The following is a 24,921-nucleotide window of genomic DNA, read 5'->3' on the forward strand; positions in this document are numbered from 1 at the left end:
CTGATTCGCCCATGCGATCTCTCCCTGTGTGCGGCTGTCACGGGGCAGAACGCAACCCCGGACAGAACTAGTATTGGTTCTAGTTTGTGAGGTCGGCGGGTCGGCCGGTCCGGAGCTGTCCCACTGGCCGGGAGTGGCCGGAATCACCGGGGTGACAGATGTCACGGTGTCGCGACGGTTACCACACACTGTGTCAGAAGGAATCTCGATGTCGCTGAACCTCGCGGACCTGTTCGAAGCCATCGCCGACGCCGTCCCCGATCGCACCGCGATCATCTGTGGGGACAGCCGCCTCACCTACCGCGAACTCGATGCCGCAGCCAACCGGCTCGCTCACCACCTGGCAGGTGCGGGGATAACCGCCGGTGAGCACGTCGGCCTCTACATGCGCAACAGCACCGAGTTCGTCGAAGCGCTCCTGGCGATCCTGAAAGTCCGGGCCGTCCCCATCAACATCAACTACCGCTACGTCGACGCCGAACTGGCGTACCTGTTCGCCAATGCCGAACTCGCCGCCATCGTCGCCGACGGTGAGTTCGCGACCAGGACGGCCGCGGTCCTGCCGCGCACGCCGACGGTCCGGCACGTCGTCACCGTGGGGCCGACCGACGATATCGACTGGGGGACGGTCGGCACCGCCGACTTCCGCAAGGTGGTCGCCGCGGTGTCCGACGCCCGCGACTTCGCGCCGCGCAGCGGCGACGACCAGTTCATCATCTACACCGGTGGCACCACCGGCATGCCGAAGGGCGTGATGTGGCGTGCCGAGGACTTCTTCTATGCGGCACTGTCCGGCGGAAACACGATGGGGGAGCCGCACTCGGATATCGCATCGGTTGCGAACCAGGCCGCGAACATGCCGGAGATGACGTGGCTGCTCGGGGCGCCGCTCATCCACGGCGCAGCGATGTACACCCTGTTCAGCGCCTTCTGCCTGGGCGTCTCGCAGGTCGTGCTCCCGGCGTTCGACGCGAAGGAGGTGCTCTCGATCATCGAGCGCGAACGCGTGATGACGATGGCGATCGTCGGCGATGCGATGGCCCGTCCGCTGGCCGACGCGATCGCCGAACACGGCTCGGAGTACGACCTGAGCTCGCTGTTCGTCGTCGGGTCCGGCGGCGCGCTGTTCTCCAAGCAGGTCCGCGAACAGCTCGTCTCGCTGCTGCCGAACGTCATGGTGCGCGACGGATTCGGATCGTCCGAGTCCGGCATCGACGGCGACCTCTCGATCGGCGAGGACGGCCGGATGCGGATCGCCGCGAAGCCGACCGTCAAGGTCGTCGACGAGCGGATGCGCCCGATCGAGCCGGGCTCCGGCGAGATCGGCTACATCGCCCGCGCCGGCCACGTGCCGCTCGGGTACTGGGGCGACCCGGAGAAGACCGCGGCGACGTTCCCGGTCATCGACGGGGTCCGCATGTCGATCCTCGGGGACATGGCCGAGGTCGAGGAGGACGGCACGATCGTGCTGCTCGGACGCGGCTCGATGTGCATCAACACCGGCGGGGAGAAGGTCTATCCCGAAGAGGTGGAGATGGCGATCAAGAGCCACCCGGCCGTCATGGACGTGCTCGTTGCGGGCGTCGAGGACGAACGCTTCGGCCAGCGCGTCGGTGCCGTGGTGCAGCCCCGCGAGGGCCACGAGGTGCCCGATCTCGACGAGCTGATTGCCCATGTCGCCGACCGGATCGCCGGGTACAAGGTGCCGCGCCTGGTCGTCGGCGTCGACACGATCGTGCGTTCGCCCGCGGGCAAGGCCGACTACCGATGGGCCAAGGCAACTCTCGAATCCGCGAAATAGCCCCTGTACCGGTCGCGGTCGCGGGTGCGCTACCCGTGACCGCGACCGGATCCGGAGCCGGGCGCAAGGGCATCGGCAGCGAATCGTGCTGCCCGGTCGAAGCTCTCGGTGCCGTCGTCGTCCGGGTTCTGACGCCAGTGCCGCAGCGTCGAGACGTACACGGCGCCGACCATCTGCGCGAGGAACGGCAGCGGGTAGTCGGTGCGGACCTCTCCGCGCTCGACACCGGGCTCGATGACGCGCAGCATCTGGTCGTCGAATCGCTGCGTGCGTTCGCGGCCGGTATCCGGTGTGCCCAGATCTCTTTCGATCTCGCCGGTGACCGCCCGCATGTAACCGGGATACCGACGCGATTCACGCGCGAAGTCGGCGAAGACGCCCGCGATCCGTTCCGCGGTGGTGAGGTCCTGCGCGAGCAGTTCGTCGATCAGGGTTGTCAGCGCGTCCATGTGGCTTGCGTGCAGGGCCGTGATCAGGTCGTCCTTGCTGGGGAAGTAGTTGAAAACCGTTGCGCGCGAGACGCCGGCGAGATCGGCGATGTCCTCGATCGTCGAACCGGTGACGCCGCGTTCGGCGAACAGCCGTCTGGCTGCGTCCAGCATGCGCTGCCGGGTCCGCAACTTGTTCCGCTCGCGGCGACCGAGTGCCGCGGGCTCGCTCATGGTGTCCGCATCTTTCCTTGTCGGGCCTCTCGTTCCGCCGCACGCGTGGGCGAGTCGTGGAGTCGTTGTCAGCGTAGAAGGTTCGTCCGGGCTTGCGAGAATTCCTGGAACGGGTTCCAAGAAGTTGGACCAGCGTCTATCTTTGTCCCCAGGGGGTCGGCAACGGGGGTGACTACATGGGACGAGGCGTTCCCGTTGCAGGGCGGATCGAAAACGCATTCACAGCACGAGATCCGCCACGATCGCGACTCTCATCCGAACACCCCGATTCGACGCGAACGATTCCCGCAACGGCAGCGCGTCGCACGGGCTCACTTCGTCGACGAACGGGAGGTACGGGCATGACCGCCGAGAGCGTGGTGCCTGAAGGCGCGGAACAGGAGATCAAGACCAGCGAGACCGATCTGGACGAGCTGCGCGGCCGACTCGAAGGCTGGCTCGGCGATCGACTCGGAGCCGACGCACCGCCGCGTGTCCACAACCTGAAGCGACCGGAACACTCCGGAATGTCCAGCATCTCGGTCCTGTTCGATCTCGACTGGACGAAGGACGGTCGGCAGCAGGCGGCGCAGCTCGTCGCCCGGCTCGCCCCCGAGGAAGACGCGTATCCGGTGTTCCCCGGTTACGACCTGCAGCGCCAGTTCGACGTCATGACCGCCGTCCGCGAGCACGGTGGCATCGCGGTGCCGAAGGTGCGTTGGGTGGAGACCTCCGTGGGCCCTCTCGGCCGGCCGTTCCTCGTGATGGATCGCGCCGAAGGTGTCGTGCCCGTGGACAACCCACCGTACGTGTTCGCCGGCTGGCTGCTCGACGCCGACGACGACACCCGCAGGGCCGTGCAGAGCGCGAGTGTCAAGGTTCTCGCCGACATCCACGCGATCGCGGATCCCGCGTCCAAGTTTCCCGTGCTGGTCGCTCCGGACGGGCAGTCGAGTCTGCGCCGGCACTTCGAGAACGAGTGCGCCTACTACGAATGGACCCGCCGCGAAGACGGGATTCGTATCCCTGTGCTGGAGAGGGCATTCGACTGGCTCGAGGACAACTGGCCGGCCGAGCCGTCCGCGGACGTGCTGTGCTGGGGCGACGCGCGCATCGGCAACATCATGTACCGGGGCACCGACGTCGCTGCGGTCCTCGACTGGGAGTCGGCCGCGCTCGCTCCCCGCGAACTGGATCTGGGATGGTTCATCTTCTTCCATCGCATGTTCCAGGACATCGCCGACCAGTTCTCGATCCCCGGCCTGCCGGGATTCCTCCGGCGCTCGGACGTCGTGGCCGAATACGAAAGGGTCTCCGGCGTCGAGGTCCGCGACCTCGACTTCTACCTCGTGTACGCCGCGCTGCGCCACGGCATCGTGATGTCGCAGATCATGCGGCGCCGCGTGCACTTCGGGGAGATGGAGATTCCTGCCGACCCCGACCACCTGGTGCTCCACCACGCGATGCTCGCGCAGTTGATCGACGATTCCTACGATTGGGAGAAGTGACGCCGATGAAACCGGTTCAGCTCGACGAATACCCGATTCACCAGTCGCCGCTGTCGCTGGGTCGTGTGTCCTCCACCGACCGGAACTTCTACGACCGCAACTACTTCAACGCCCACGACCGCACCGGCGACATCTTCCTGATCACCGGTTTCGGGGTCTACCCGAACCTGAGTGTCGTCGACGCGTTCGTCACCGTGCGGCACGGCGACTCGCAGGTCGCAGTCCGGTTCTCGGACGCGCTCGACGAGCGTTCGATGGACAGTACGGTCGGCGGGTACCGGCTCGAGGTCGTCGAGCCCCTGCAGAAGATCCGGGTGATCTGCGAGCACGACGACCTCTCGTGCGACATCACGTGGGACGGCTCGTTTCCCGCCGTGCTCGAGGAAGCGCACATCCTCATGTCCGGTCCGCGACCGATCCTCGACGCGTCGCGCTTCGCCCAGGTCGGTAGCTGGTCCGGCACCCTGTCGGTGCAGGGCAAGGACTTCGCTGTCGATCCCGAGATCTGGATGGGCACGCGCGACCGCTCCTGGGGGATCCGTCCCGTCGGCGAGCCGGATCCGCAGGGCCGCTGGACCTACGAGAACCGCGGCGGCCACTACTGGACCTACGTCCCGCTGCGCTTCGACGACTTCGCGCTCATCGTCATCGTGCAGGAGTCGCAGGACGGGCACCGCACCCTGAATCACGCCACCCGCGTCTTCGCGGACGGCCGGGTCGAGCAGTTGGGCTGGCCCCGCGTCGAGGTGAACTACCGCAGCGGAACACGCCATCCCGAGTCGGCGCGGCTGCACCTGACCACGCCCAAGGGTGAGCCCGTCGTCGTGGACATCGAGCCTCTCGGGTTCATCTCGTTGAGTCACGGCGCCGGCTACGGCGGTGACCCGGAGTGGACGCACGGTGAGTGGAAGGGCGAGAACTGGTCGTCGGCGTCCTTCGTGGACACCACCAGCCGGGACTTTCTGGGCCGGCTCCCGTTCTCCACCATCGACCACGTCGCGAAGGCGACCATCGACGGCCGGGTGGGCTGGGGCATGTTCGAGCACGCGGTCATGGGACGGCACGATCCGTCGGGCTTCACCGGCTGGCTGGACATGGCGCCGTAAGGATCCGAAAACGCAAGGGGCGGTGCGGTGATCGATGCACTGCCCCTTGCGGACTGCCCTCAGTTCTCAGTGGGCTGCGCGGCCATCGCGGCCAGCGCCGGTGCGATGAACGTGCGGTGCACGTACGCGCCGAACCCGCCGTCGACGGGAAGATCCGCGCCGCTGATCCAGGTGGATTCCGACGACGCGAGGAACAGCAGGGCGTCGGCGATCTCCTCGGGGCGCCCGTGCCGCCCCGCCCACGCCGCGGCACCGTTGATGGTGTCCGCGCCCATCGTTGCGGTGAAGTCCTTCAGCAACGGCGTTCCGATCGTGCCGGGGGAGACGCTGTTCGAACGCAGGCCGGTGGCCTTGCCCTCGACGGCCAGGTTCTTCGACCAGATGATCGCGGCCTCCTTGGAGAGGCTGTAGCACGCCCCTTCGATCCCGGGATGGTCCGCGAACGTGTCGAGCGCGGCATCCCAGTCGTCGATGGCGAGGAACTCGTCGAGCAGGTCGTAGTGCTGCTGCCACATGAATCCGGCCTGCGAGGCGGTCGTGACGACGGTGGCCTCCGGCGTGAACTTCGGAGTCAGCGCGCGCGTGAGATCGCGGGGTGCGAGCGTGTTGATCGACAGCACGGTCCGCCACGGCAGGGTCGCAGCGACACCGGCATTGTTGATGAGCGAGTCGACCGGACCGGCGATCTGCTCGGCGATGGCCAGGACACCGGCGTACGTCGACAGATCACCCACCACCATCCGGGATATCGCGGGGTCGGTGCTCTCGACTCGATCCACGCCGATCACGGTGGCGCCCTGGGCGGCGAGCTTGGTGACAGCGGCAGCGCCGACCCCGGACGAACAGCCGGTGACGACGACGGTCTTGCCGGAGAAATCGGGCATGGAGCCCTCCTCGTGACAGCGGTGGGCGCCGGTCGGCGTTCCCGGCGCAGTGCGTCGATTCGTTCGAACTGAATACGGGTGTGGGCACTGTAACACCGGTGAGCTGGTCGTGAAGGCAATTTGCCCAGCGCTACAGGCGATCTCGTACCCGGTGTCCCCGACATCGGTACTGAGCAGTGTGGTCCCGCTCGGTGGGATGGACGGGGGAGCGGCCCATCCGCGGAATAGAATAAATTTCAGTACTCGGGGAGCAGGGAGTGGACATGAGCAACGTCGTCATCGTCGAGGCCGCGCGGACGCCGATCGGCCGTCGTCGCGGGCAACTGTCCGGAGTGCATCCGGCTGTGTTGCTGGGCACCGCCCAGAAGGCCGTCCTCGACCGGACCGGCCTGCCCGCGGACCGGATCGGGCAACTCGTCGGTGGCGTCGTCACTCAGGCGGGAGAGCAGTCCAACAATGTGACCCGCCAGGCATGGCTGCACGCCGGATTCCCGTACCGCACCGCCGCGACCACCATCGACTGCGCGTGCGGTTCGTCGCAGCAGGCCGTCCATATGGTCGCCGGACTCATCGCGTCCGGGCAGATCGACGCCGGAATCGGCTGCGGCGTCGAGGTGATGAGCCGCGTCTTCCTCGGCCAGGCCAACACACCCGGCACCGGCAACCCCTACCCGGACGACTGGACCGTCGACATGGGCGACCAGTTCACCTCCGCCGAACGGATCGCCGCCCACCGGGGGATCACCCGCACCGACGTCGATGCGTTCGGGCTGGAATCGCAGCGACGCGCCGCGCTGGCGTGGAGCGAAGGCCGCTTCGACCGTGAGATCGTCCCGGTGGTCGCGCCCGTCGTCACCAAGGACGGCGAACCCACCGGGGAGGTCGCGACCGTCACCACCGACGGTGGGCTGCGCGACACCACCGCAGAGGCGCTGGCCGGCCTCGAACCGGTGATCGACGGCGGCATCCACACCGCCGGCAACTCGTCCCAGATCAGCGACGGTGCGGCCGCGGTGATGCTCATGAACGAGGACAAGGCGCGCGAGGCAGGCCTGCACCCGAGAGCCCGGATCCTCGCGTCCACCCTCGTCGGCTCCGACCCGTACTTCCACCTCGACGGCCCGATCGACTCCACCCGGGACGTCCTCGAACGCACCGGAATGTCGCTGTCGGACATCGACATCGTCGAGATCAACGAGGCGTTCGCGTCGGTCGTGCTGTCGTGGGCGCAGGTTCTCGATGCCGACATGAGCAAGGTCAACGTCAACGGCGGCGCGATCGCGCTGGGGCATCCGGTCGGATCCACCGGTGCCCGGCTGATCACCAGCGCCCTGCACGAACTCGAACGCTCGGATCGTTCCACCGCGCTGATCACCATGTGCGCGGGCGGGGCCCTGTCCACCGCCACGATCATCGAGCGCATCTAGACCGTTCCACCTGTCCCCTGCGCCACCCCAGCTGTGCACCCCCACCGCGCACTCCCCGGCCGAATCCCCGTCCGTATCCGAGCGAATGTATCGTTCGTCTCCTTGGATCGAGCGAACGGTACATTCGCTCGGAAAACGGAGGGGTGGCGAAACTTTCCTGTGCTTCCGACCGAAGGGCCCGTTCATGACCATTGGACTGAGTGACGAGGACCGCGAACTCCGCGATTCCGTGCGCGGATGGGCCGCGCGCCACGCGACCCCCGCGGTGATCCGCGACGCCGTCGAGGCCAAGACCGAGACGCGACCGCAGTACTGGGGATCGCTCGCCGAGCTCGGCATGCTCGGGTTGCACCTGCCGGAAGAGGTCGGTGGCGCCGGATTCACACTCCTCGAAACCGCCATCGTCGCAGAGGAACTCGGACGAGCGATGGTGCCCGGTCCGTTCCTGCCCACCGTGATCGTCTCCGCCGTCCTGCACGCCGCCGGCCGTACCGGCGAACTCGCGGGGCTGGCCGACGGCTCGCTGTCCGGCGCGGTGTCCCTGCAACCCGGCGGTCTGCGCATCACCCGCGACGGCGACACCGCCACCCTGTCCGGCACCTCGGGCTGTGTGCTCGGCGGTCAGGTCGGCGACGTGTTCCTTCTCGCCGCCGACGACGCGGGCGAACTCGCCTTCGTCGCCCTGCACCGCGACCGCCTCGACGTCACCGACCTTCCGAGCCACGACGTGGTCCGACGCAACGCCGAGATCACCGTCGGCGGAGTGGTTCTCGCTGCCGACGACCTGCTGGCTCTCGACGCGCAGCGGGTCCTCGATCTCGCCGCCACCCTCTCCGCGGCCGAGGCGGCCGGCCTGGCGGACTGGGCCACCACCACCGCCGCCGACTACGCCCGCGTGCGTCAGCAGTTCGGGCGGGTCATCGGCCAGTTCCAGGGCGTCAAGCACAAGGCCGCCCGCATGCTGAGTCTCACCGAGCAGGCCCGCGTCACCGCGTGGGACGCCGCGCGTGCGCAGGGCGAGGGCACCCCGGCCGACGAGGCATCGCTGGCCGCCGCGGTGGCCGCGGCGGTCGCGCCCGAGACCGCGTTCCAGGTCACGAAGGACTGCATCCAGATCCTCGGAGGCATCGGCTACACGTGGGAGCACGACGCGCACCTGTATCTCCGGCGCGCCCAGTCGCTGCGGATCCTGTTGTGCTCCACCGCATCCTGGAAACGCCGGGTCGCGACCCTCACCCTCGGCGGTGCCCGCCGCGTGCTCGGTGTCGATCTGCCCGCCGAAGCCGAGCAGATCCGCGCCGACGTCCGTGCCGAACTCGCACCGGCCGCCGATCTCGAGGGCGCCGATCGGACGAGATACCTTGCCGAGAAGGGCTATACCGCACCGCATCTACCTGCGCCGTGGGGCAAGGGCGCCGATGCCGTCACCCAGCTCGTGATCGCCGAGGAACTGCGGGCCGCGGAGCTCGAACCGCACGACATGATCATCGGGAACTGGGTGGTTCCCACCCTCATCGCGCACGGAAACGACGAGCAGCTGCGGCGCTTCGTTCCCGCGTCGCTGCGCGGCGACATCGTGTGGTGCCAGCTGTTCTCCGAGCCCGGCGCCGGCTCCGACCTCGCCGGTCTGTCCACCAAGGCCACGAAGGTCGACGGTGGCTGGAAGCTGCAGGGCCAGAAGGTGTGGACGTCGATGGCCCGCGTCGCGGACTGGGGAATCTGCCTGGCCCGCACCGACTCCGGTGCGGCCAAGCACCAGGGCCTGTCGTACTTCCTGATCGACATCAAGAACTCCGAGGGTCTCGATATCCGTCCGCTGCGGGAGATCACCGGGGAAGCGTTGTTCAACGAGGTGTTCCTCGACGACGTCTTCGTTCCCGACGAATGCCTCGTCGGTAGGCCGGGCGACGGCTGGAAACTCGCTCGCACCACGCTCGCCAACGAGCGGGTGTCGCTGTCGAACGACTCGTCCCTCGGAGCGGGTGGTGAAACCCTGCTGTCCCTGGCGGAGAACGTCCCCGGCGGACTGGACGACGAACAGCTGACGGTCCTGGGCAAGATGCTGTGCGACGCGCAGGCCGGGGGCCTCCTGGCGCTTCGCTCGACGCTCCGTTCGCTGACCGGCGCGCAGCCCGGCGCAGAGTCGTCGATCGCGAAACTGCTCGGCGTCGAGCACATCCAGCAGGTGTGGGAGGTCGCGATGGAATGGATCGGACCCACCGCACTGCTCGGCGGGCAGGATCGCCGGTCCCCGACGCAGATGTTCCTCAATGCGCAGTGCCTGTCCATCGCGGGAGGAACGACCAACGTCCAGTTGAACATCATCGGTGAGCGGCTCCTCGGTCTGCCGCGCGATCCCGAACCCGGAAAGTGAGCACGGCCCCGAGGGTCGGTCGGCACGTGTACACCCACGCAACCACGGAGGTCCGATGAAGGTCGATCCGGATACACACCCCATCGTCGGGAAGGCGCCCGACGGCACGGTCCTGACGTCGGCGCCGCAGGACACCCCCGTCGACCGCGCGACTGCAGCGGCCCGCCGGGTCGTGAATGCACTGCTGCGCACCGATCGGGGTAACGCCAACCTCGAACGCGTCGCCGAAGAATTGAACAGCATCGCCGAGCATCTCGAGGAACATGCTCCCGAGGTCGAGGAACGCCTGGTCGACATGTGGAACGGGGAGGGCGTCACCCGGCACGACCCCGTCGCCGGGCCGGAGAACGCGGTGGCCCCGCCGCTGGTCCTGACCGGGCGCGACGACGGTTCGGTCGAGGGCGTCGTGACGTTGACCCTGCCGTATCAGGGCCCGCCCGGGCACGTGCACGGTGGTGTGTCCGCGTTGCTGCTCGATCACACCCTCGGGGTCGCGAACGCGTGGGCCGGGCGCAGCGGGGCGACCGCTCAGCTCAACGTCCGGTACCACCGGCCGACGCCGCTGTTCGTGCCGCTGACCGTCCGCGGCCGGTTGGTGTCCCAGGACGGCGCGAAGATCAACACGGTCGGCGACATCAGCACCGCGGACGGCACGGTGTGCGTGTCGGTCGAAGCGTTGTTCGTCGACAAGACGATCCCGCGTCCGCGACCGCGCTGACCGCCCTCGTGTCTCCGAACGCCCCCCTGCTTCCGAGCGAATGTACCGTTCGTCTCCTCGGATCGAGCGAACGGTACGTTCGCTCGGAAAAAACGGGGGGTGGCGCGAGGCACCCGGACAGTCGGCCGCCGACCGTCGGGTCAGCCGCCGGCCTTGATGCGATCGGCGCCGGTGTAGACGTTCATGGATCCGCCGCGCAGGAACCCGACGAGCGTCAGACCGGCGTCGGCCGCCAGGTCCACCGCCAGCGACGACGGCGCGGACACCGCCCCGAGCATCGGGACCCCCGCCATCACGGCCTTCTGGGCGAGTTCGAACGACGCGCGGCCGCTGACGATGAGCACCGTCTCCGCGAGCGGGACCCGATCCTCGATCAACGCCCAGCCGAGCACCTTGTCGACGGCGTTGTGCCTGCCGACGTCCTCCCGGACCGCGAGCAGCACCCCGTCCGGGGTGAACAGTCCGGCAGCGTGCAGTCCACCGGTGGTGTCGAAGATCTTCTGTCGCCTACGCAGCGCGTCGGGCATCGACGCCAGTGCGTCGGCGGTGACCGCGGGCCTGTCGGTCGCGAGCGGGAACCGGGTGCGGGTGCGGACCTGATCCAGCGACTCCTTCCCGCACACCCCGCATGCCGAGGACGTCAGGAAGTTCCGGGTGCCGGCGCCCTCCTCGACGGCGACGCCGTCGGCGAGCGCGACGTCGAGCACGTTGTACGTGTTGGCGCCGGTGTCGTCGACACCGTTGCAGTACCGCACCGCGACGACGTCGTCGCGGCTGCCGATGATGCCTTCGGCGAGCAGGAAACCGTGCGCGAGTTCGACGTCGTGGCCGGGTGTGCGCATCGTGACCGTCAGCGACCGTCCCGCGAGCCTGATCTCGAGGGGTTCCTCGACGGCCAGGGTGTCGGGCCGGCGGACATTTCCCTCGGGGGTGATCCGCAGGACCGGTCGCCGTGCCGTGACGCGTCCCATCAGACCGACCCCGACTTCTCCAGCCGAACCGTGATCGCCTTGGACACAGGGGTGTTCGACTTTGCTGCGACGTGATCGAGCGGAACGAGCGGATTCGTCTCGGGGTAGTAGGCGGCCGCGTTGCCCCTCGGTGTGCTGTACGGCACGATGCGGAAGTCGTGGACGCGACGCTCCTCGACGGTCCCGTCCGCCGCGGTCCACTCCGACACCAGATCCACGAGATCCCCGTCGGCGAAGCCGAGTTCGACGATGTCCTCCGGGTGCAGGAAGATCACCTTGCGTCCGTTGCTGACACCGCGATAGCGGTCGTCGAGACCGTAGATGGTGGTGTTGTACTGGTCGTGGCTGCGCAGGGTCTGCAGGATCACCCGGCCGGGAGGCGTCGGCACCCACTCGAGCGGGTTCACCGAGAAGTTGGCTTTGCCTGTGCTCGTGGTGAATTCGCGCGCGTCACGCGGCGGATGCGGTAGCTGGAAGCCGTCCGGCCGGCGCACCCGGGTGTTGTAGTCCTCGCACCCGGGCACGACCCGCGCGATCGAATCGCGGATCAGGTCGTAGTTGCCCTCGAATGCCGTCCAGCGCACCTGATGATCCGGCCCGAACAGTGCCCGGGCGAGACCACAGACGATCGCGACCTCGCTGCGCAGATGCTCGGAGACCGGATGCAGCCGACCGCGCGACAGGTGCACCATCGACATCGAATCTTCCACCGACACCATCTGTTTGCCGCTCGCCTGCACATCGAGATCGGTGCGGCCGAGAGTCGGGAGGATCAGCGCGGTGCGACCGTGCACGACGTGGCTGCGATTGAGCTTGGTCGACACCTGGACCGTCATCGTGCAGTTGCGCAACGCGGCCTCGGTGGCCGCGGTGTCCGGGGTCGCCGAGACGAAGTTGCCGCCCATCCCCATGAAGAACGAGGCGCGGCCGTCGCGCATCGCCCGGATCGCCTCGACCGTATCGTAGCCGTGCCGGCGGGGGCTGGTGATCCCGAACTCGGTGTCGAGCGCCGCCAGGAACCACTCGGGCATCTTCTCCCAGATGCCCATGGTGCGGTCGCCCTGCACGTTCGAATGCCCGCGCACCGGACACACCCCGGCGCCGGGCTTGCCGATCATGCCGCGCACGAGCAGCAGGTTCACGGCTTCGCCGATCGTCGCGACCGCGTGGGTGTGCTGGGTCAGGCCCATCGCCCAGCAGATCACCGTGCCCTTCGACGCGATGAGATCCGCCGCGGTGTCCCGCAGCTGCTGCTCGGTCAGGCCGGTGGCCTCCAGGACGACATCGAGGTCGACTGCGCGGATGTGCTTTTCGTACTCGTCGAATCCGGCGCAGTGCTGATCGACGAACGCGCGGTCGACGACGGTGCCGGGCGCGGCGTCCTCGGCCTCGAGCAGCAGCCGGCCCAGGCCCTGGAACAGTGCCATGTCGCCGCCGAGCCGGATCTGCAGGAACTCGTCGGCGATGTCGACGCCGTGACCGAGCACGCCGTTGACCTTCTGCGGATCCTTGAACCGGCGCAGGCCGGCTTCCGGCAGCGGGTTGATCGCGATGATCTTCGCGCCGTTGTGCTTGGCCTTCTCGAGCGTCGACAGCATCCGCGGATGGTTGGTCCCGGGATTCTGTCCCGCGATGAGGATCAGATCGGCCTGCTCGAGGTCGGGCACCGACACCGAGCCCTTGCCGATGCCGATCGCATCGATGAGCGCGCTGCCGGACGATTCGTGGCACATGTTCGAACAGTCCGGCATGTTGTTGGTGCCGTAGCTGCGGATGAGCAACTGGTAGAGGAACGCGGCCTCGTTGCTGGTGCGGCCCGAAGTGTAGAACACGGCGTCGTCGGGCGAGGGGAGGGCGCGCAGTTCGTCGGCGATCAGCTCGAACGCGGCGTCCCAGGAGATCGGCTCGTAGTGGCTGCCACCGGCCCACAGCACCATCGGATGGGTGATCCGGCCCTGCTGACCGAGCCAGTAGTCGGTCTTTCCGGCCAGGTCGTCGACGGAGTGCTGCGCGAAGAACTCCGGGGTCACCGTCCGCAGGGTGGCTTCCTCGGCGACCGCTTTCGCGCCGTTCTCGCAGAACTCGGCGGGCTTGCGGTGTCCGGGTGTCTCGGGCCAGGCGCAGCCGGGGCAGTCGAATCCGTGGCGCTGGTTCAGGCGGGCCAGGGTCGAGACGGTGCGGGCCGCCCCCATCTGCGCGTACGCGCGCTGCAGCGACACCAGCACTGCCGGCACTCCGGCGGCGTGGTCCTTTGCTTCCGTGATCTCGAGCGTCGATTCGTCGATGTCGTCCACGGGTGCACGTTTGGTCATGAGTCCATAGTGACCCGGGTTATGTTGCCTCGGCCACTCGGGTGCTTAACGAGAAGTTCACCGCGAGCGCGGCCGTGCTTTACACGGACCGTTCACTCTCGGGGAACGGTGATGAACGACATAAGACAGTCGCCGGTAGGTGGTCGAGGGATTTCGCCCTCAGGACTGAACAAGGTGGACACGTATGGAAGAGGCAATCGCTGCCGCCGACACTGCCTGGGTTCTCGCGGCATTCACGGCGGTCGCCCTCATGGTTCCGGGACTCGCGCTGTTCTACGGCGGCATGCTCGGGGTCAAGAGCGCGCTCAACATGATCATGATGGTTCTCGGGGGCTTCGCCGTCGCCGGGGTGGTGTGGGTGTTCTTCGGCCCTGCTGCGGTGCTCGGCGACAGCGTCGGCGGCCTCGGGCTCATCGGTAACCCCTTCACCGACATCGGCCTCACGTCGCTGCTCGAACCGGACCCCGTAGGGGGAATGCCGGCCGCACTGACCGCGGCCTTCCATCTGCTCTTCGCGGGCATCACCGTCGCGATCATCGCCGGCGGTGTGGCCGACCGCATGAAGTTCTCCGCGTGGATGATCTTCTCCGGGATCTGGGTCGTGCTGGTGTACTTCCCGGTTGCGCACTGGGTGTTCGCATTCGACGACGAGGACGCCGGCACCAAGGGTGGATGGATCGCCAACGTGCTCGACGCGCAGGACTTCGCCGGCGGCACCGCCGTGCACATGAACGCCGGCGTCGCCGCGCTGGCACTCGCGATCGCGCTGGGGAAGCGCCGCGGGTTCCCGCACGTCCCGCGACCGCACAGCCTGCCCCTCGTGGTGCTCGGCGGTGGCATCCTGATGTTCGGCTGGTTCGGGTTCAACGGTGGTTCCGCGGGCGGTGCCAACCACACCGCGGGCGTGGTCGTGCTGAACACGATGATCGCCGCCGTGGCGGGCCTCCTCGGCTGGCTGCTCGTCGAACGCATCCGGGAGAAGCACGCCACGACGCTCGGTGCGGTGTCCGGCATGATCGCCGCGCTCGTCGGCATCACCCCCGCCGCGAGCCTCGTCTCCCCGCTCGGTGCGCTGCTCATCGGGTTCGCCGCCGGCGGAGTGTGCTTCCTGACCGTGAGCCTGAAGTTCAAGCTCGGGTACGACGACTCGCTCGACGTCGTCGCCATCCACCTCATGGGCGGTGTCGTCGGCACCCTGCTCATCGCGTTCGTGGCCACTGCGGCGGCTCCGGCCGGTGTCGACGGGCTGTTCTTCGGCGGTGGCATCGACCTGCTGGGCCGTCAGCTCCTGGCCATGGCCGCGGTGTTCGGCTACAGCTTCGCGGTGACCTGGCTGATCGCCAAGGCCATCGACAAGACCATCGGCCTGCGCGTCGACAAGGAAACCGAGATCACCGGCATCGATGTCCCGGTGCACGGCGAAACCGCCTACGTCATGGACAGTTTCGGAGTCGGCTCGCCGTCCAAGATGCGTCCGGAGGAATTCGCGTCGGACCGGGAGGTGATCGTTCCGACCGTGAAGTGAAACGCTGACGGGTTCCCTCCTGCCGCTGCCGTGGCAGGAGGGAACCCGCGCGTTCCGGGCACACGGCAGTGAACGGACGGGCATAATCTGACGGCAGTCGACGAGGAGCCCACATGAGCACACCGGACGCGAAGCCACTGGCCGGAAAGACCATGATCATGTCGGGCGGCAGCCGGGGCATCGGCCTCGCGATCGCGCTCCGCGCGGCGCAGGACGGCGCGAACATCACGCTGATCGCCAAGACCGACACACCGAACCCGAAACTGCCGGGCACCATCTACACCGCGGCCGCCGAACTCGAGGAGGCGGGCGGACAGGTACTGCCCTTCGTGGGGGACATACGCAACGACGAGGCGGTCGCCGAGGCCGTGCGCCGGACCGTCGAACAGTTCGGCGGAATCGACATCGTGGTGAACAACGCGTCCGCGATCGACCTGTCGCCGACCGACCGGATCTCCATGAAGAAGTACGACCTCATGCAGGACATCAACTGTCGCGGCACGTTCCTGCTCTCGAAGCTGGCGATCCCGTCGCTGCGGCAATCCGCGAGCGCGGGGCGCAATCCGCACATCCTGACGCTGTCGCCGCCGCTGAACCTGAATCCCAAATGGGCGGGCGGTGCGCTCGCGTACACCATCGCGAAGTACGGCATGAGTCTGACCACGCTCGGACTCGCCGAGGAACTGAAGGGCGACGGCATCGCCGTGAACTCGCTGTGGCCGCGCACCACCATCGCGACCGCCGCGGTGCGCAACCTGCTCGGCGGCGAACAGATGGTGAATTCGTCTCGGACACCGGGGATCTACGCGGATGCAGCGTATCTGGTGCTCACGTCACCGAGCACGGAGGCGACCGGCAACTTCTACATCGACGACGAGGTGCTCGCCGCGGCCGGTATCACCGACCTCGACAAGTACCGGGCCGGCGACGGCGAGCTCCAGCTCGACCTGTTCCTGGACTGAACGGCGCTCTACCCCTGGTGGTTGTCGGGGTACGCGGTGACCGCGAGGAAGCGGATCGGCAGCGTCACCAGCTCGTTCGGTCCGTGCAGGCCCTCGCCGTCGAGCAGCAGCGCGTCACCGGGTTGCAGGCGGTACTCGGAATCGCCGTGGCCGTACACCATCTCGCCCTCGAGCATGTACAGCAGTTCGGTGCCGGGATGCTGGAAGAGGGGGAAGACGTCGCTGGCGTCGGTGAGGGTGACGAGCACCGGTTCGAGCCGCTTGTGCTGTCCGCGCAGTGCACCGAGCAACTCGTAGTGGTGGCCGACGCGCGTACCGCGGCCGACGATCTCGGCGCCGTTGCCGTTCTTCGTGAACACGGCCTCACGGCGGGTGTCGGCACCGCGGAACAGGGACGTGACGGGAACGTCGAGGCCGGCCGCGAGCCGGGCGAGGGTCGACAGGCTGCACGACGTCTGCGCGTTCTCGATCTTCGAGAGCATCGCCTTGGAGATCCCCACCTTGGCGGCCATGTCCCCGACGGACAGCCCGCTGGCCAGGCGCAACGACCGCACCTGGTGGGCTATCGCCCGCTCGAGGTCCACACCCGTGGGGGTGCCGCGGGGGACTTCGCGTCCGGAATCGTCGTAGAGGACGGGGCGCTCGGGGCTGGCCATGTCAGCAGCGTAGCGTTTGTTCACCGGTAGTGGACACCCTCTCGCGGTGGGCAATTCGGTGACGGGCAAGCCCTCCGCGGCTGCGATCGCAGCCGCGGAGGGCACGGGGACGGCCGGAGGTGCCGAGATCAGCGCATCTCACCGGCGCCTTCGTACGGGTTGAGGCTCAGGAGCAGGTCGCCCTCCTCGAAGCGTGAGAATCGGAAATCGTCCGGGTTCAGGTTCGGCAGGTCGGTCCTGCCGTCGATGAGCAGGTCGGCGACCAGCTTGCCCACGGCGGGGGAGATCTTGAAACCGTGCCCGGAGAAACCGGTCGCCAGGAACAGGCCTTCCACCGGCGCGGGGCCGATGACGGGGTTGTAGTCCTCGGTGACGTCGTAGGCGCCGACGTACGAGCTGGTGATCCGGGGATCCGGCATGTCGGGCAGGCGGTTGCCGAGCTTCATGATGTTCTTCTCGATCGTCGAGTCGTCGGCGCGATTGACGTACTTGTCGGGATCGATGTACTCCGGTGCCTGATGATCGGAGTTGCCGACCAGCAGTTCGCCGTTCGGCTCGCGGCAGATGTACTGCAGGCCCGCCAGATCCGACAGCACGGGGACCTCCGGGGTCGGGACGCCCTGATCGACGAGGACCAGCTGGGCGCGCTGTGCCTTGACGTCGATGTCGACGCCTACTCCGGCGACGAGCGCCGGCGTCCAGGGGCCCGCGGCGACGATGACCTGCTCGGCATGCACCTCGGACCCGTCGGCGAGCGTGACGCCGTAGACCCGGCCGGCGGCGTTCTGCAGCAGCGACACCACCGGGGTGCTCTGGCGGATCTTCACGCCCATGCGACGTGCCGTCGCCCCGAACGCCATTCCGGCCATGTAGGCCTCACCCCGGCCGCCGAGCGGTTCGTAGGCGAAGAGCGCGAAGTCGTCGAGGTTCAGGCCAGGCCACAGCTCCGCCATCTTGTCGTGCGCGATGAGTTCGGTGGCGATGCCGAGGCCCTGCATCATCTCGATGTTCGCCTCGAGCGGCTTGACGTTGTTCTCCGCGACCCCGACGACGTAGCCGCACTGGCGGAAGGCCATGTCGTCACCGAAGATCTCGGTCGCGCGGGTGAAGATGTCGACGCCGTACCAGGACATCGCCGCCAGGGACGGCGTGCCGTAGTGGCACCGGACGACGCCGCTGGACTTGCCGGTCATGCCCGAGCAGAGGGTGTCCCGTTCCAGCACCAGGACGTCGGTCTCGCCGCGGTCGGCGAGGGAGTAGGCGATGGCCAGGCCTTCGAGGCCGCCACCGACGATCAGGAACTTGGTCGTGTCCGTCACCTGAGGATCCTTTGTTCGGACGGCCTCCGGAATCGGGAGGTCCGTGGGGGAGTCGATGTCGAGGGGGAGAGATCGGTTCTACGGGAGGAACGGGGCGGTCGGACGAATGTGCACCAGCAGTCCGGTGGCGGAGGTGCCTCGCATCGTGATCGCCTCGTCGCGGATCAGGATGCAGTCGCCGGTCGCGGCGCACTCGGTGGCCGCGTGGACAGTGCCCGACCGCACGTACAGGGCGGTGATTCCGTCGGGGCGGGTGACGAACTCGGTGTCGAGCGACAGGTACGTGACGGTGGCGGTGGCACCCCCGCGATCGGTCATGACGTTGAACGCGCGGGTGGTCCCCTGCGGTTCGCAGCGGGGTGCATCCTCCCCGGCGAACGGGTGTGGGTGCCACGGATCCACCGAGTCCGGTCCGCGTCCCGTATCGAGGCCGACGCCGTGCTCACCGATGACGGTGAAGATGCGGTCGATGCCGGGGAAGGCGGAGAACTCGCTCGGGTCGGCCCCCAGATCCGCCAGGCTGAGGCGCCACAGGGGCCGGCCGTCACCGCCGCAGGGGCCGGTGGCGATCTCCTCGGTCGTCCCGGCGCCGTTGCGCCAGGGCACCCGGCGTCGGTCGCCGGCCCGGACCACCTGGACCGCCATCTAGCTGCCCGCCGTCCAGTCGGCCATGATGTCGGCCAGGGCCTGCGCCCCGATGTTGCAGTCGTCGGGCTCGGCGAACTCGTGCGGGGAGTGCGACACCCCGGTGGGATTGCGCACGAACAGCATTGCGGTGGGGACCTTCTCGGACAGGATGCCGGCGTCGTGTCCTGCCTGGGTCGGGAGCACCGGGATGTCGCTGAGGTGGGACAACGCTCGCCGCAGCCGTTCGCGGGGGCCGACGGGGAACTCGACGATCGGGGTGATGGATTCGGCGAAGACGTCGAGTCCGATCTCGTCGGGCAGGCAGTGCCGGCGGGCCTCGGCCTCGATGTCGGCTACCAGTTTCGTCAGGGTCTCCTCGTCCGCCGCACGAGCATCGAGCCAGGCCTTGATCTCCGAGGGGATCGCGTTGGCGCCGTTGGGCAAGACCTCGATCTTGCCGAAGGTGGCGACCGCGCCGGCCGACGCGGCACACGACCGGGCACTGTGCACCGACGATGCGTACGCCAGCATCGGGTCGTGGCGGTCCACCAGTCGAGTGGCACCGGCGTGGTTGGCCTCGCCGGTGAAGGTGAACTGCCAGCGGCCGTGCGGCCAGATCGACGACGCCACCGCGACCGGCGCGTCCACAAGATCGAGGGCCCGGCCCTGTTCGACGTGCAGTTCGACGTACACCCCGACCCGATCGACGAGGGTCGGGTCGGCGCCGATGTGCTCGGGCACCCGGCCGGCGCGGGTCATGGCCTCGGCCAGGGTGATTCCGTCGCGATCTCGCAGACCGAGCGCGCGCTGCGGAGCGAGCGCCCCGGTGGTGAGCTGACTGCCGACACACGCGACGCCGAAGCGGGCTCCTTCCTCGTCGGAGAACGCGGTGATCGCGATCGGGACGGTCGGGACGATGCCGCGTTCGCGGACAACGTCCACCGCGGTGAAGGCGGACACCACGCCGAGAGGCCCGTCGAACGCGCCACCGTCGGGCACGGAGTCCAGGTGCGAGCCGGTGACGAATGCGCCGGTCGGATCACCCACCCAGCCCTCGGGGAGCCACCAGGCCCAGAGATTGCCGTTGCGGTCCTCCTCGACATCCATGCCGCGCTCGGCGGCGCAGCCGCGGAACCACTCCCGAAGGGTGAGATCGGCGTCGCTCCAAGCGAATCGGCGGTAGCCCCCGGTCGTCGGATGCTTCCCGACGTCCAGGATCGATGCCCAGAGCGAGTCGAAGGCGGTCATCTGTCGTGTCCTCTCGAAAATCGGTTGTGGCAGGCCCGTTCGTGTCGTGCGCGGGCGAGCCACCGGTGACGAATCAGTTCCGTGGGTGTCAACCCGCCCCAGACCCCGTGCGTCTCCCCGGCCAGTGCCGCGTGGTCGCGGCACGGTTCCAGCACGGGGCAGGAGGCGCAGACGGACTTGGCGCGGGCGACGGCCTCGGGTGTGTCGTCGAAGAAGTCGACGTCCCGGGACCGGCAGACGGCCTGCGCCTGCCAGTCCCGGATGTCGTCGAGCAGGGCTGCGGGCGTCGTCACGGGGTCAGAAGGTGCTGCGGCCGGGGATCCAGTCGGTGCCGGCCAGGGGGACCCGAGCCATGGCGGCGGCTTCCATCGTGACGGCGACGAGATCCTGCGGTTCGAGATTGCGCAGGTGCGACTTGCCGCACGCCCGCGCGATGGTCTGCGCCTCCATGGTGAGCACCCGCAGGTAGTTCGCGAGGCGACGGCCACCCTCGACCGGATCGAAACGGGCCTGCAGGTCGGGATCCTGGGTGGTGATGCCGGCGGGGTCCTTGCCGTCCTGGAAGTCGTCGTAGAAGCCGGCGGCCGAGCCCAGCTTCTCGTACTCGGCCTGGTACTTCGGATCGTTGTCGCCGAGGGCGATCAGGGCGGCCGTGCCGATGGCGACGGCGTCGGCGCCGAGGGCCATCGCTTTGGCGACGTCGGCGCCCGAGCGGATGCCGCCGGAGACGATCAGCTGCACGCCACCGGGGGTGCGGTGCACACCCATCTCCTGCAGGGCCTGCACGGCCTGGGGGAGCGCGGCCAGGGTCGGGATGCCGACGTGCTCGATGAACACGTCCTGGGTGGCGGCGGTGCCGCCCTGCATGCCGTCGACCACGACGACGTCGGCGCCGGCCTTCACGGCGAGCTTGACGTCGTAGTAGGTGCGGGTCGCGCCGACCTTGACGTAGATCGGCTTCTCCCAGCCGGTGATCTCCCGCAGTTCGAGGATCTTGATCGCGAGGTCGTCCGGGCCGGTCCAGTCGGGGTGCCGGCACGCGCTGCGCTGATCGATACCCACCGGCAGGGTACGCATCCCCGCGACCCGCTCGGTGATCTTCTGTCCGAGCAGCATGCCGCCGCCGCCGGGCTTGGCGCCCTGCCCGAGCACGACCTCGATCGCGTCGGCCTTGCGCAGGTCGTCGGGGTTCATTCCGTACCGCGAGGGCAGGTACTGGTAGACCAGGTGCTTGGACTGTCCGCGTTCCTCCGGGGTCATGCCGCCGTCGCCGGTGGTGGTGGACGTGCCGACCTCGCTGGCGCCACGTCCGAGAGCTTCCTTCGCGCGGCCGGAGAGGGCGCCGAAGCTCATGCCGGCGATGGTCACCGGAATATCCAGGTGCAGGGGGTATTTCGCGTTGCGGTCGCCGAGGACGACGTCGGTCTCGCACTTCTCGCGGTAACCCTCGAGCGGGTAACGCGACATCGACGCGCCGAGGAAGAGCAGGTCGTCGAAGTGGGGGACCTTGCGCTTGGCACCCCAGCCGCGGATGTCGTAGATGCCGGTCGCGGCGGCGCGCTGGATCTCGTGGATGACGTTGCGGTCGAAGGTGGCCGACTCACGCAGTCCGGGCTGGAAGGTCATGGAAGTCTCCTCGGGGTCGAGCGGGGCAAAAGTACGTCGGGCTGTCAGTACGCCGAGGCGTTGTCGACGTGGAAGTGGTAGAGCTGCCGGGCGGAGCCGTAACGGGTGAATTCGGCCGGGTCGGCATCGAAGCCGGCCGCGTCGAGCAGTTCCTGCAGTTCGGCGATGTGCTCGGGGCGCATCTCCTTCTTGACGCAGTCCGCTCCGAGCGAGGCGACGCTGCCCCGCACGTAGATCCGCACCTCGTACAGCGAATCACCCAGGGCCTCACCGGCATCGCCGAGGACGACGAGGCGACCGGCCTGTCCCATGAAGGCGCTCATGTGCCCGATGTCGCCGCCGACGACGATGTCGACGCCCTTCATCGAGATGCCGCAACGGGCGGCGGCGTTGCCTTCGATCACCAGCAGGCCGCCGTGGGCGGTCGCGCCGGCGGACTGCGACGCGTCGCCGGTGACGCGCACGGTGCCGGACATCATGTTCTCGGCGACTCCGACGCCGGCGTTGCCGTCGATGGTCACGTTCGCGTGCTGGTTCATCCCGGCCGCGTAGTAGCCGACGTGGCCGTCGATGCGGACGTCGATCGGACGGTTCAGTCCGCACGCGAGCGCGTGGGCGCCCTGCGGGTTCACGACCTCGATCGAGGCCGGGGCCTCCGTCGCGTGCAGTGCGGCGTTGAGTTCGCGGGTGGTGGTCACCGTCAGGTCGTAGGTGGCGGTGGGGAGCAGGGTGTCGGTGGTCATGGTTGCCTCCGGGGGCGAGGTCGGGACGGCGGAGTCGGGGGTAACTGAGTCGGTCAGCGTTGCCACACGTAGACCCGGTCCGGCTCGGGTTCGAAGATGCGGGCGTCGGCGATGCCGGGAAGTCCTGCGAGAGCGCGGAATTCCGAGGCCATGGCGACGTAGGCGTCGCATTCGGCGACGATCGCGGGCTTGCAGGCGATCGGATCGCGGACCACGGCGAAGGAATCGGAGGTGGAGACGAGCAGGGTGTAGAACCCGTCGAAGCGTTCGCCGAGCAGGCGCAGCGCCTTCTCGAGATCCGCACCCTCCGCCAGGTGCTTCGCGACGAAGCGCGCGCCGACCTCGGTGTCGTTCCGGCTGTCGAACACCACGCCCTCGTCCTCGAGTTCGCGCTTGATCGACAGGTGGTTGGAGAACGATCCGTTGTGGACGAGGCACTGGTCCGGACCCACGGCGAAGGGGTGGGATCCCGCTGCGGTGACGGCGGATTCGGTGGCCATGCGGGTGTGGCCCACACCCTGCCAGCCGGACGCGGCCGGCAGACCGAAGTTCTCGGCGAGGACGCGCGGGTCACCCGTTCCCTTGAGCACGGTCACGTCGTCACCGAAGCCGATGACGGTCGCCGTGGGGGCCACGGTGCGGACAGTGTCGGCGAGCAGGGCCGCTGGGACGGGGGCGTGCAGCACGGTGGTGGGTGCGAGGTCGAGCGCACCGACGGTCACGCCCAGTGCGTTGCCGACCGTCGCGGCGAGATCCGAGGGCGCATCGAGCACCGAGACCGACGATTCGCCGGCGGGGGAGAAGGCCGGGTTGCCGTAGACGGCGACGCCCGCCGAATCCGGTCCGCGGTCCACCATCTGCCCGAGCATGCCGGTCAGCAGGCTGCCCAACCGGGGTTCGAGCGAGGCGTCCCGCAGATGAAGTCCGACGATTCCGCACATGGTCGTCTCTCCTGTTCGATGGTCTGTTGGATGGATCCGGAAGAAGCCGAAGGGTTTTCAGAAGGCGGTCAGGTAGCTGTCGATCTCCCACGGGGTCACGGTGTTGTGCCAGTGGAAGAACTCCTCGCGCTTGAGGGAGGCGAAGTAGTCGGAGACCTTCGCGCCGGCCGCGTCGAGGGCGCCGGCGACGACCGGGTCGGCCTCGAGTGCGTCCATTGCGTGCAGGAGCGTCATCGGCAGCGTGTCGGTGGAGCCGCCGACACCCGGAGTGCCCGGGTCGAGGTTGCGCTCGATGCCGTCGAGGCCGGCGGCGACGGTTGCGGCTGTCGCGAGATACGGGTTCGCGGAGCCGTCACCGCCGCGCAGTTCGACGCGGTTGTGGTCGGGGACGCGCAGGTAGTGCGTGCGGTCGTTGCCGCCGTAGGTCGCATATCGCGGCGACCAGGTCGCGCCGGAGGAGGTGCTGGTCGCGCCGGTGCGCTTGTAGGAGTTGACCGTCGGGGCGATGACACCCTGCAGGGCGCAGGCGTGCTCGAGGATCCCGGCGATGAAGGAGTAGGCGGTCTTCGACAGGCCCAGGCCGCGCGGGTCGGATGCGTCGGGGAACGCCGAGGCTCCGTCGCTCCACAGGGACAAGTGCATGTGCATGCCCGATCCCGTGCGGTCGGCGAACGGCTTGGGCATGAACGTGGCGGTCATGCCGCGTTGTTCGGCGAGCACGGAGATCAGGTAGCGCAGGGTCACCACCCGGTCGGCGGTGGTCAGCGCGTCGGCGTACTGGAAGTTCTGCTCGAACTGGCCGTTGCCGTCCTCGTGGTCGTTGGCGTAGTTGCCCCATCCGAGGGTGTTCATCGCCTCCGAGATCGACGTCAGATGCTCGTACATGCGGGTCACGTCGCGGGCGTCGTAGCAGGGCTGACGGGAGGTGTCGAGCGCGTCGGCCGTGCGCAGCGCCCCGTTCTCGTCCTTGTTGACGAGGAAGTATTCGATCTCGGCACCCACGTTGACCTCGAGGCCCAACTCGGCGGCTCGTGCGAGCACCGACTTGAGGATCACGCGCGGTGCGTACGGCCACGGCTTGCCCTCGACGTGCGGGTCGCAGTGCACCAGGGCCAGGCCCGGGCGGACGAACGGGATCGGGGTGAAGGAGGACGCGTCGGGGATGGCGACGAGGTCGGGATCCTTGGGAACCTGGCCCATCGAGCCGGCGGCGTATCCGGCGAAGCCGACGCCCTCGGTCTCGAGCTCCTCGACGGATTCGACGGGAACGAGCTTGGCGCAGGGCTTTCCGGAGAGCGTCGTGAAGACGGCGAGGATGAAGCGGGTGCCGGTCGCGCGGGCGAGTTCGGTCAGGGTGGGGGATCCGGAGGTCTCGGGGGACCGGCCGTTCGTGGACGGGAGGCGCAGCACGGACGTGTCGGTGGCTTCCAGCGTCATGGGGGCTCCTCGGATTCGACTGATGGTTTCACTCTAGGAATCGGTGTCGAATACAAGGAAACAAGGTGCCCATGACGGGAGTGTTACGTGACAGT

21 protein-coding genes are annotated in these 24,921 nt (G+C 68.3%); 8 read left to right on the plus strand and 13 right to left on the minus strand.

What is annotated here, in order from left to right:
• The first annotated feature begins 208 nt into the window (after positions 1–208).
• Positions 209–1,801 (plus strand): acyl-CoA synthetase, encoded by a 1,593-nt coding sequence (locus ACN675_RS19540; protein WP_420752422.1) that lies wholly within the window; start codon positions 209–211, stop codon positions 1,799–1,801.
• A gap of 29 nt (positions 1,802–1,830) precedes the next feature.
• Here the strand turns inward: ACN675_RS19540 and ACN675_RS19545 are convergent, their stop codons facing one another.
• Positions 1,831–2,463, minus strand: a complete 633-nt coding sequence (locus tag ACN675_RS19545; protein WP_420752423.1) for a TetR/AcrR family transcriptional regulator — start codon at positions 2,461–2,463, stop codon at positions 1,831–1,833.
• Between the two features lie 341 nt (positions 2,464–2,804).
• Between ACN675_RS19545 and ACN675_RS19550 the strand changes: the two genes are divergently transcribed.
• Both ACN675_RS19550 and ACN675_RS19555 read left to right on the plus strand, forming a co-directional pair.
• Positions 2,805–3,950 (plus strand): phosphotransferase family protein, encoded by a 1,146-nt coding sequence (locus ACN675_RS19550; RefSeq protein ID WP_420752424.1) that lies wholly within the window; start codon positions 2,805–2,807, stop codon positions 3,948–3,950.
• A gap of 5 nt (positions 3,951–3,955) precedes the next feature.
• Entirely contained in the window at positions 3,956–5,056 is a 1,101-nt protein-coding gene (locus ACN675_RS19555; RefSeq protein ID WP_420752425.1) for a DUF7064 domain-containing protein, read from the plus strand.
• Positions 5,057–5,115: 59 nt separating this feature from the next.
• Here the strand turns inward: ACN675_RS19555 and ACN675_RS19560 are convergent, their stop codons facing one another.
• Positions 5,116–5,940 (minus strand): SDR family oxidoreductase, encoded by an 825-nt coding sequence (locus ACN675_RS19560; protein WP_420752426.1) that lies wholly within the window; start codon positions 5,938–5,940, stop codon positions 5,116–5,118.
• A 263-nt stretch (positions 5,941–6,203) separates the two neighbouring features.
• Between ACN675_RS19560 and ACN675_RS19565 the strand changes: the two genes are divergently transcribed.
• The 3 genes from ACN675_RS19565 (at position 6,204) to ACN675_RS19575 (ending at position 10,459) form a co-directional block, all read left to right on the plus strand.
• Positions 6,204–7,367, plus strand: coding sequence for a steroid 3-ketoacyl-CoA thiolase (locus ACN675_RS19565; protein WP_420752427.1), 1,164 nt, complete (start codon positions 6,204–6,206; stop codon positions 7,365–7,367).
• 184 nt (positions 7,368–7,551) lie between these two features.
• Positions 7,552–9,741 (plus strand): acyl-CoA dehydrogenase, encoded by a 2,190-nt coding sequence (locus tag ACN675_RS19570; RefSeq protein ID WP_420752428.1) that lies wholly within the window; start codon positions 7,552–7,554, stop codon positions 9,739–9,741.
• 55 nt (positions 9,742–9,796) lie between these two features.
• On the plus strand, positions 9,797–10,459 hold the full coding sequence (locus ACN675_RS19575) for a PaaI family thioesterase (protein ID WP_420752429.1): 663 nt from the start codon (positions 9,797–9,799) through the stop codon (positions 10,457–10,459).
• A 140-nt stretch (positions 10,460–10,599) separates the two neighbouring features.
• Here ACN675_RS19575 and fdhD read toward each other — a convergent pair whose 3' ends face one another.
• Positions 10,600–11,430: a formate dehydrogenase accessory sulfurtransferase FdhD gene (gene fdhD, locus ACN675_RS19580; protein WP_420752430.1), complete on the minus strand. Its 831-nt coding sequence runs from the start codon at positions 11,428–11,430 to the stop codon at positions 10,600–10,602.
• Positions 11,430–13,742: an FdhF/YdeP family oxidoreductase gene (locus ACN675_RS19585; RefSeq protein ID WP_420752431.1), complete on the minus strand. Its 2,313-nt coding sequence runs from the start codon at positions 13,740–13,742 to the stop codon at positions 11,430–11,432. Before ACN675_RS19585 ends, fdhD begins: the two co-directional genes overlap by 1 nt.
• 184 nt (positions 13,743–13,926) lie before the next feature.
• Between ACN675_RS19585 and ACN675_RS19590 the strand changes: the two genes are divergently transcribed.
• Entirely contained in the window at positions 13,927–15,267 is a 1,341-nt protein-coding gene (locus tag ACN675_RS19590; protein WP_420752432.1) for an ammonium transporter, read from the plus strand.
• Between the two features lie 113 nt (positions 15,268–15,380).
• Positions 15,381–16,229: an SDR family oxidoreductase gene (locus ACN675_RS19595; RefSeq protein ID WP_420752433.1), complete on the plus strand. Its 849-nt coding sequence runs from the start codon at positions 15,381–15,383 to the stop codon at positions 16,227–16,229.
• A gap of 8 nt (positions 16,230–16,237) precedes the next feature.
• Here ACN675_RS19595 and ACN675_RS19600 read toward each other — a convergent pair whose 3' ends face one another.
• The 9 genes from ACN675_RS19600 to glnT all read right to left on the minus strand — a co-directional run bounded on the left by ACN675_RS19600 (position 16,238) and on the right by glnT (position 24,826).
• Complete coding sequence (locus ACN675_RS19600; RefSeq protein WP_420752434.1) at positions 16,238–16,885, minus strand: helix-turn-helix domain-containing protein; 648 nt, start codon at positions 16,883–16,885, stop codon at positions 16,238–16,240.
• Positions 16,886–17,013: 128 nt separating this feature from the next.
• Positions 17,014–18,204: an NAD(P)/FAD-dependent oxidoreductase gene (locus ACN675_RS19605; RefSeq protein WP_420752435.1), complete on the minus strand. Its 1,191-nt coding sequence runs from the start codon at positions 18,202–18,204 to the stop codon at positions 17,014–17,016.
• 78 nt (positions 18,205–18,282) lie between these two features.
• Complete coding sequence (locus ACN675_RS19610; protein ID WP_420752436.1) at positions 18,283–18,849, minus strand: HutD family protein; 567 nt, start codon at positions 18,847–18,849, stop codon at positions 18,283–18,285.
• On the minus strand, positions 18,850–20,079 hold the full coding sequence (locus ACN675_RS19615; protein ID WP_420752437.1) for an allantoate amidohydrolase: 1,230 nt from the start codon (positions 20,077–20,079) through the stop codon (positions 18,850–18,852).
• Positions 20,076–20,372 (minus strand): WhiB family transcriptional regulator, encoded by a 297-nt coding sequence (locus tag ACN675_RS19620; protein ID WP_420752438.1) that lies wholly within the window; start codon positions 20,370–20,372, stop codon positions 20,076–20,078. Before ACN675_RS19620 ends, ACN675_RS19615 begins: the two co-directional genes overlap by 4 nt.
• Positions 20,373–20,376: 4 nt before the next feature.
• On the minus strand, positions 20,377–21,705 hold the full coding sequence (locus ACN675_RS19625) for an FMN-binding glutamate synthase family protein (protein ID WP_420752439.1): 1,329 nt from the start codon (positions 21,703–21,705) through the stop codon (positions 20,377–20,379).
• Between the two features lie 44 nt (positions 21,706–21,749).
• On the minus strand, positions 21,750–22,448 hold the full coding sequence (locus ACN675_RS19630; RefSeq protein ID WP_420752440.1) for a protein glxC: 699 nt from the start codon (positions 22,446–22,448) through the stop codon (positions 21,750–21,752).
• A gap of 53 nt (positions 22,449–22,501) precedes the next feature.
• Positions 22,502–23,389: a glutamine amidotransferase gene (locus ACN675_RS19635; protein WP_420752441.1), complete on the minus strand. Its 888-nt coding sequence runs from the start codon at positions 23,387–23,389 to the stop codon at positions 22,502–22,504.
• 57 nt (positions 23,390–23,446) lie between these two features.
• Positions 23,447–24,826: a type III glutamate--ammonia ligase gene (gene glnT, locus ACN675_RS19640; protein ID WP_420752442.1), complete on the minus strand. Its 1,380-nt coding sequence runs from the start codon at positions 24,824–24,826 to the stop codon at positions 23,447–23,449.
• Positions 24,827–24,921: the final 95 nt, after the last annotated feature.

Origin of the sequence: Rhodococcus sp. O3 (genome assembly GCF_048897285.1) — a bacterium.
GTDB lineage: Bacteria > Actinomycetota > Actinomycetes > Mycobacteriales > Mycobacteriaceae > Rhodococcus.

Bases quoted from the DNA above. Each gene is read 5' to 3' on its own strand.
- ACN675_RS19540 (WP_420752422.1), top strand. From the start codon at position 209: ATGTCGCTGAACCTCGCGGACCTGTTCGAAGCCATCGCCGACGCCGTC.
- ACN675_RS19545 (WP_420752423.1), bottom strand. From the start codon at position 2,463: ATGAGCGAGCCCGCGGCACTCGGTCGCCGCGAGCGGAACAAGTTGCGG.
- ACN675_RS19550 (WP_420752424.1), top strand. From the start codon at position 2,805: ATGACCGCCGAGAGCGTGGTGCCTGAAGGCGCGGAACAGGAGATCAAG.
- ACN675_RS19555 (WP_420752425.1), top strand. From the start codon at position 3,956: ATGAAACCGGTTCAGCTCGACGAATACCCGATTCACCAGTCGCCGCTG.
- ACN675_RS19560 (WP_420752426.1), bottom strand. From the start codon at position 5,940: ATGCCCGATTTCTCCGGCAAGACCGTCGTCGTCACCGGCTGTTCGTCC.
- ACN675_RS19565 (WP_420752427.1), top strand. From the start codon at position 6,204: ATGAGCAACGTCGTCATCGTCGAGGCCGCGCGGACGCCGATCGGCCGT.
- ACN675_RS19570 (WP_420752428.1), top strand. From the start codon at position 7,552: ATGACCATTGGACTGAGTGACGAGGACCGCGAACTCCGCGATTCCGTG.
- ACN675_RS19575 (WP_420752429.1), top strand. From the start codon at position 9,797: ATGAAGGTCGATCCGGATACACACCCCATCGTCGGGAAGGCGCCCGAC.
- fdhD (WP_420752430.1), bottom strand. From the start codon at position 11,430: ATGGGACGCGTCACGGCACGGCGACCGGTCCTGCGGATCACCCCCGAG.
- ACN675_RS19585 (WP_420752431.1), bottom strand. From the start codon at position 13,742: ATGACCAAACGTGCACCCGTGGACGACATCGACGAATCGACGCTCGAG.
- ACN675_RS19590 (WP_420752432.1), top strand. From the start codon at position 13,927: ATGGAAGAGGCAATCGCTGCCGCCGACACTGCCTGGGTTCTCGCGGCA.
- ACN675_RS19595 (WP_420752433.1), top strand. From the start codon at position 15,381: ATGAGCACACCGGACGCGAAGCCACTGGCCGGAAAGACCATGATCATG.
- ACN675_RS19600 (WP_420752434.1), bottom strand. From the start codon at position 16,885: ATGGCCAGCCCCGAGCGCCCCGTCCTCTACGACGATTCCGGACGCGAA.
- ACN675_RS19610 (WP_420752436.1), bottom strand. From the start codon at position 18,849: ATGGCGGTCCAGGTGGTCCGGGCCGGCGACCGACGCCGGGTGCCCTGG.
- ACN675_RS19615 (WP_420752437.1), bottom strand. From the start codon at position 20,079: ATGACCGCCTTCGACTCGCTCTGGGCATCGATCCTGGACGTCGGGAAG.
- ACN675_RS19625 (WP_420752439.1), bottom strand. From the start codon at position 21,705: ATGACCTTCCAGCCCGGACTGCGTGAGTCGGCCACCTTCGACCGCAAC.
- ACN675_RS19630 (WP_420752440.1), bottom strand. From the start codon at position 22,448: ATGACCACCGACACCCTGCTCCCCACCGCCACCTACGACCTGACGGTG.
- ACN675_RS19635 (WP_420752441.1), bottom strand. From the start codon at position 23,389: ATGTGCGGAATCGTCGGACTTCATCTGCGGGACGCCTCGCTCGAACCC.
- glnT (WP_420752442.1), bottom strand. From the start codon at position 24,826: ATGACGCTGGAAGCCACCGACACGTCCGTGCTGCGCCTCCCGTCCACG.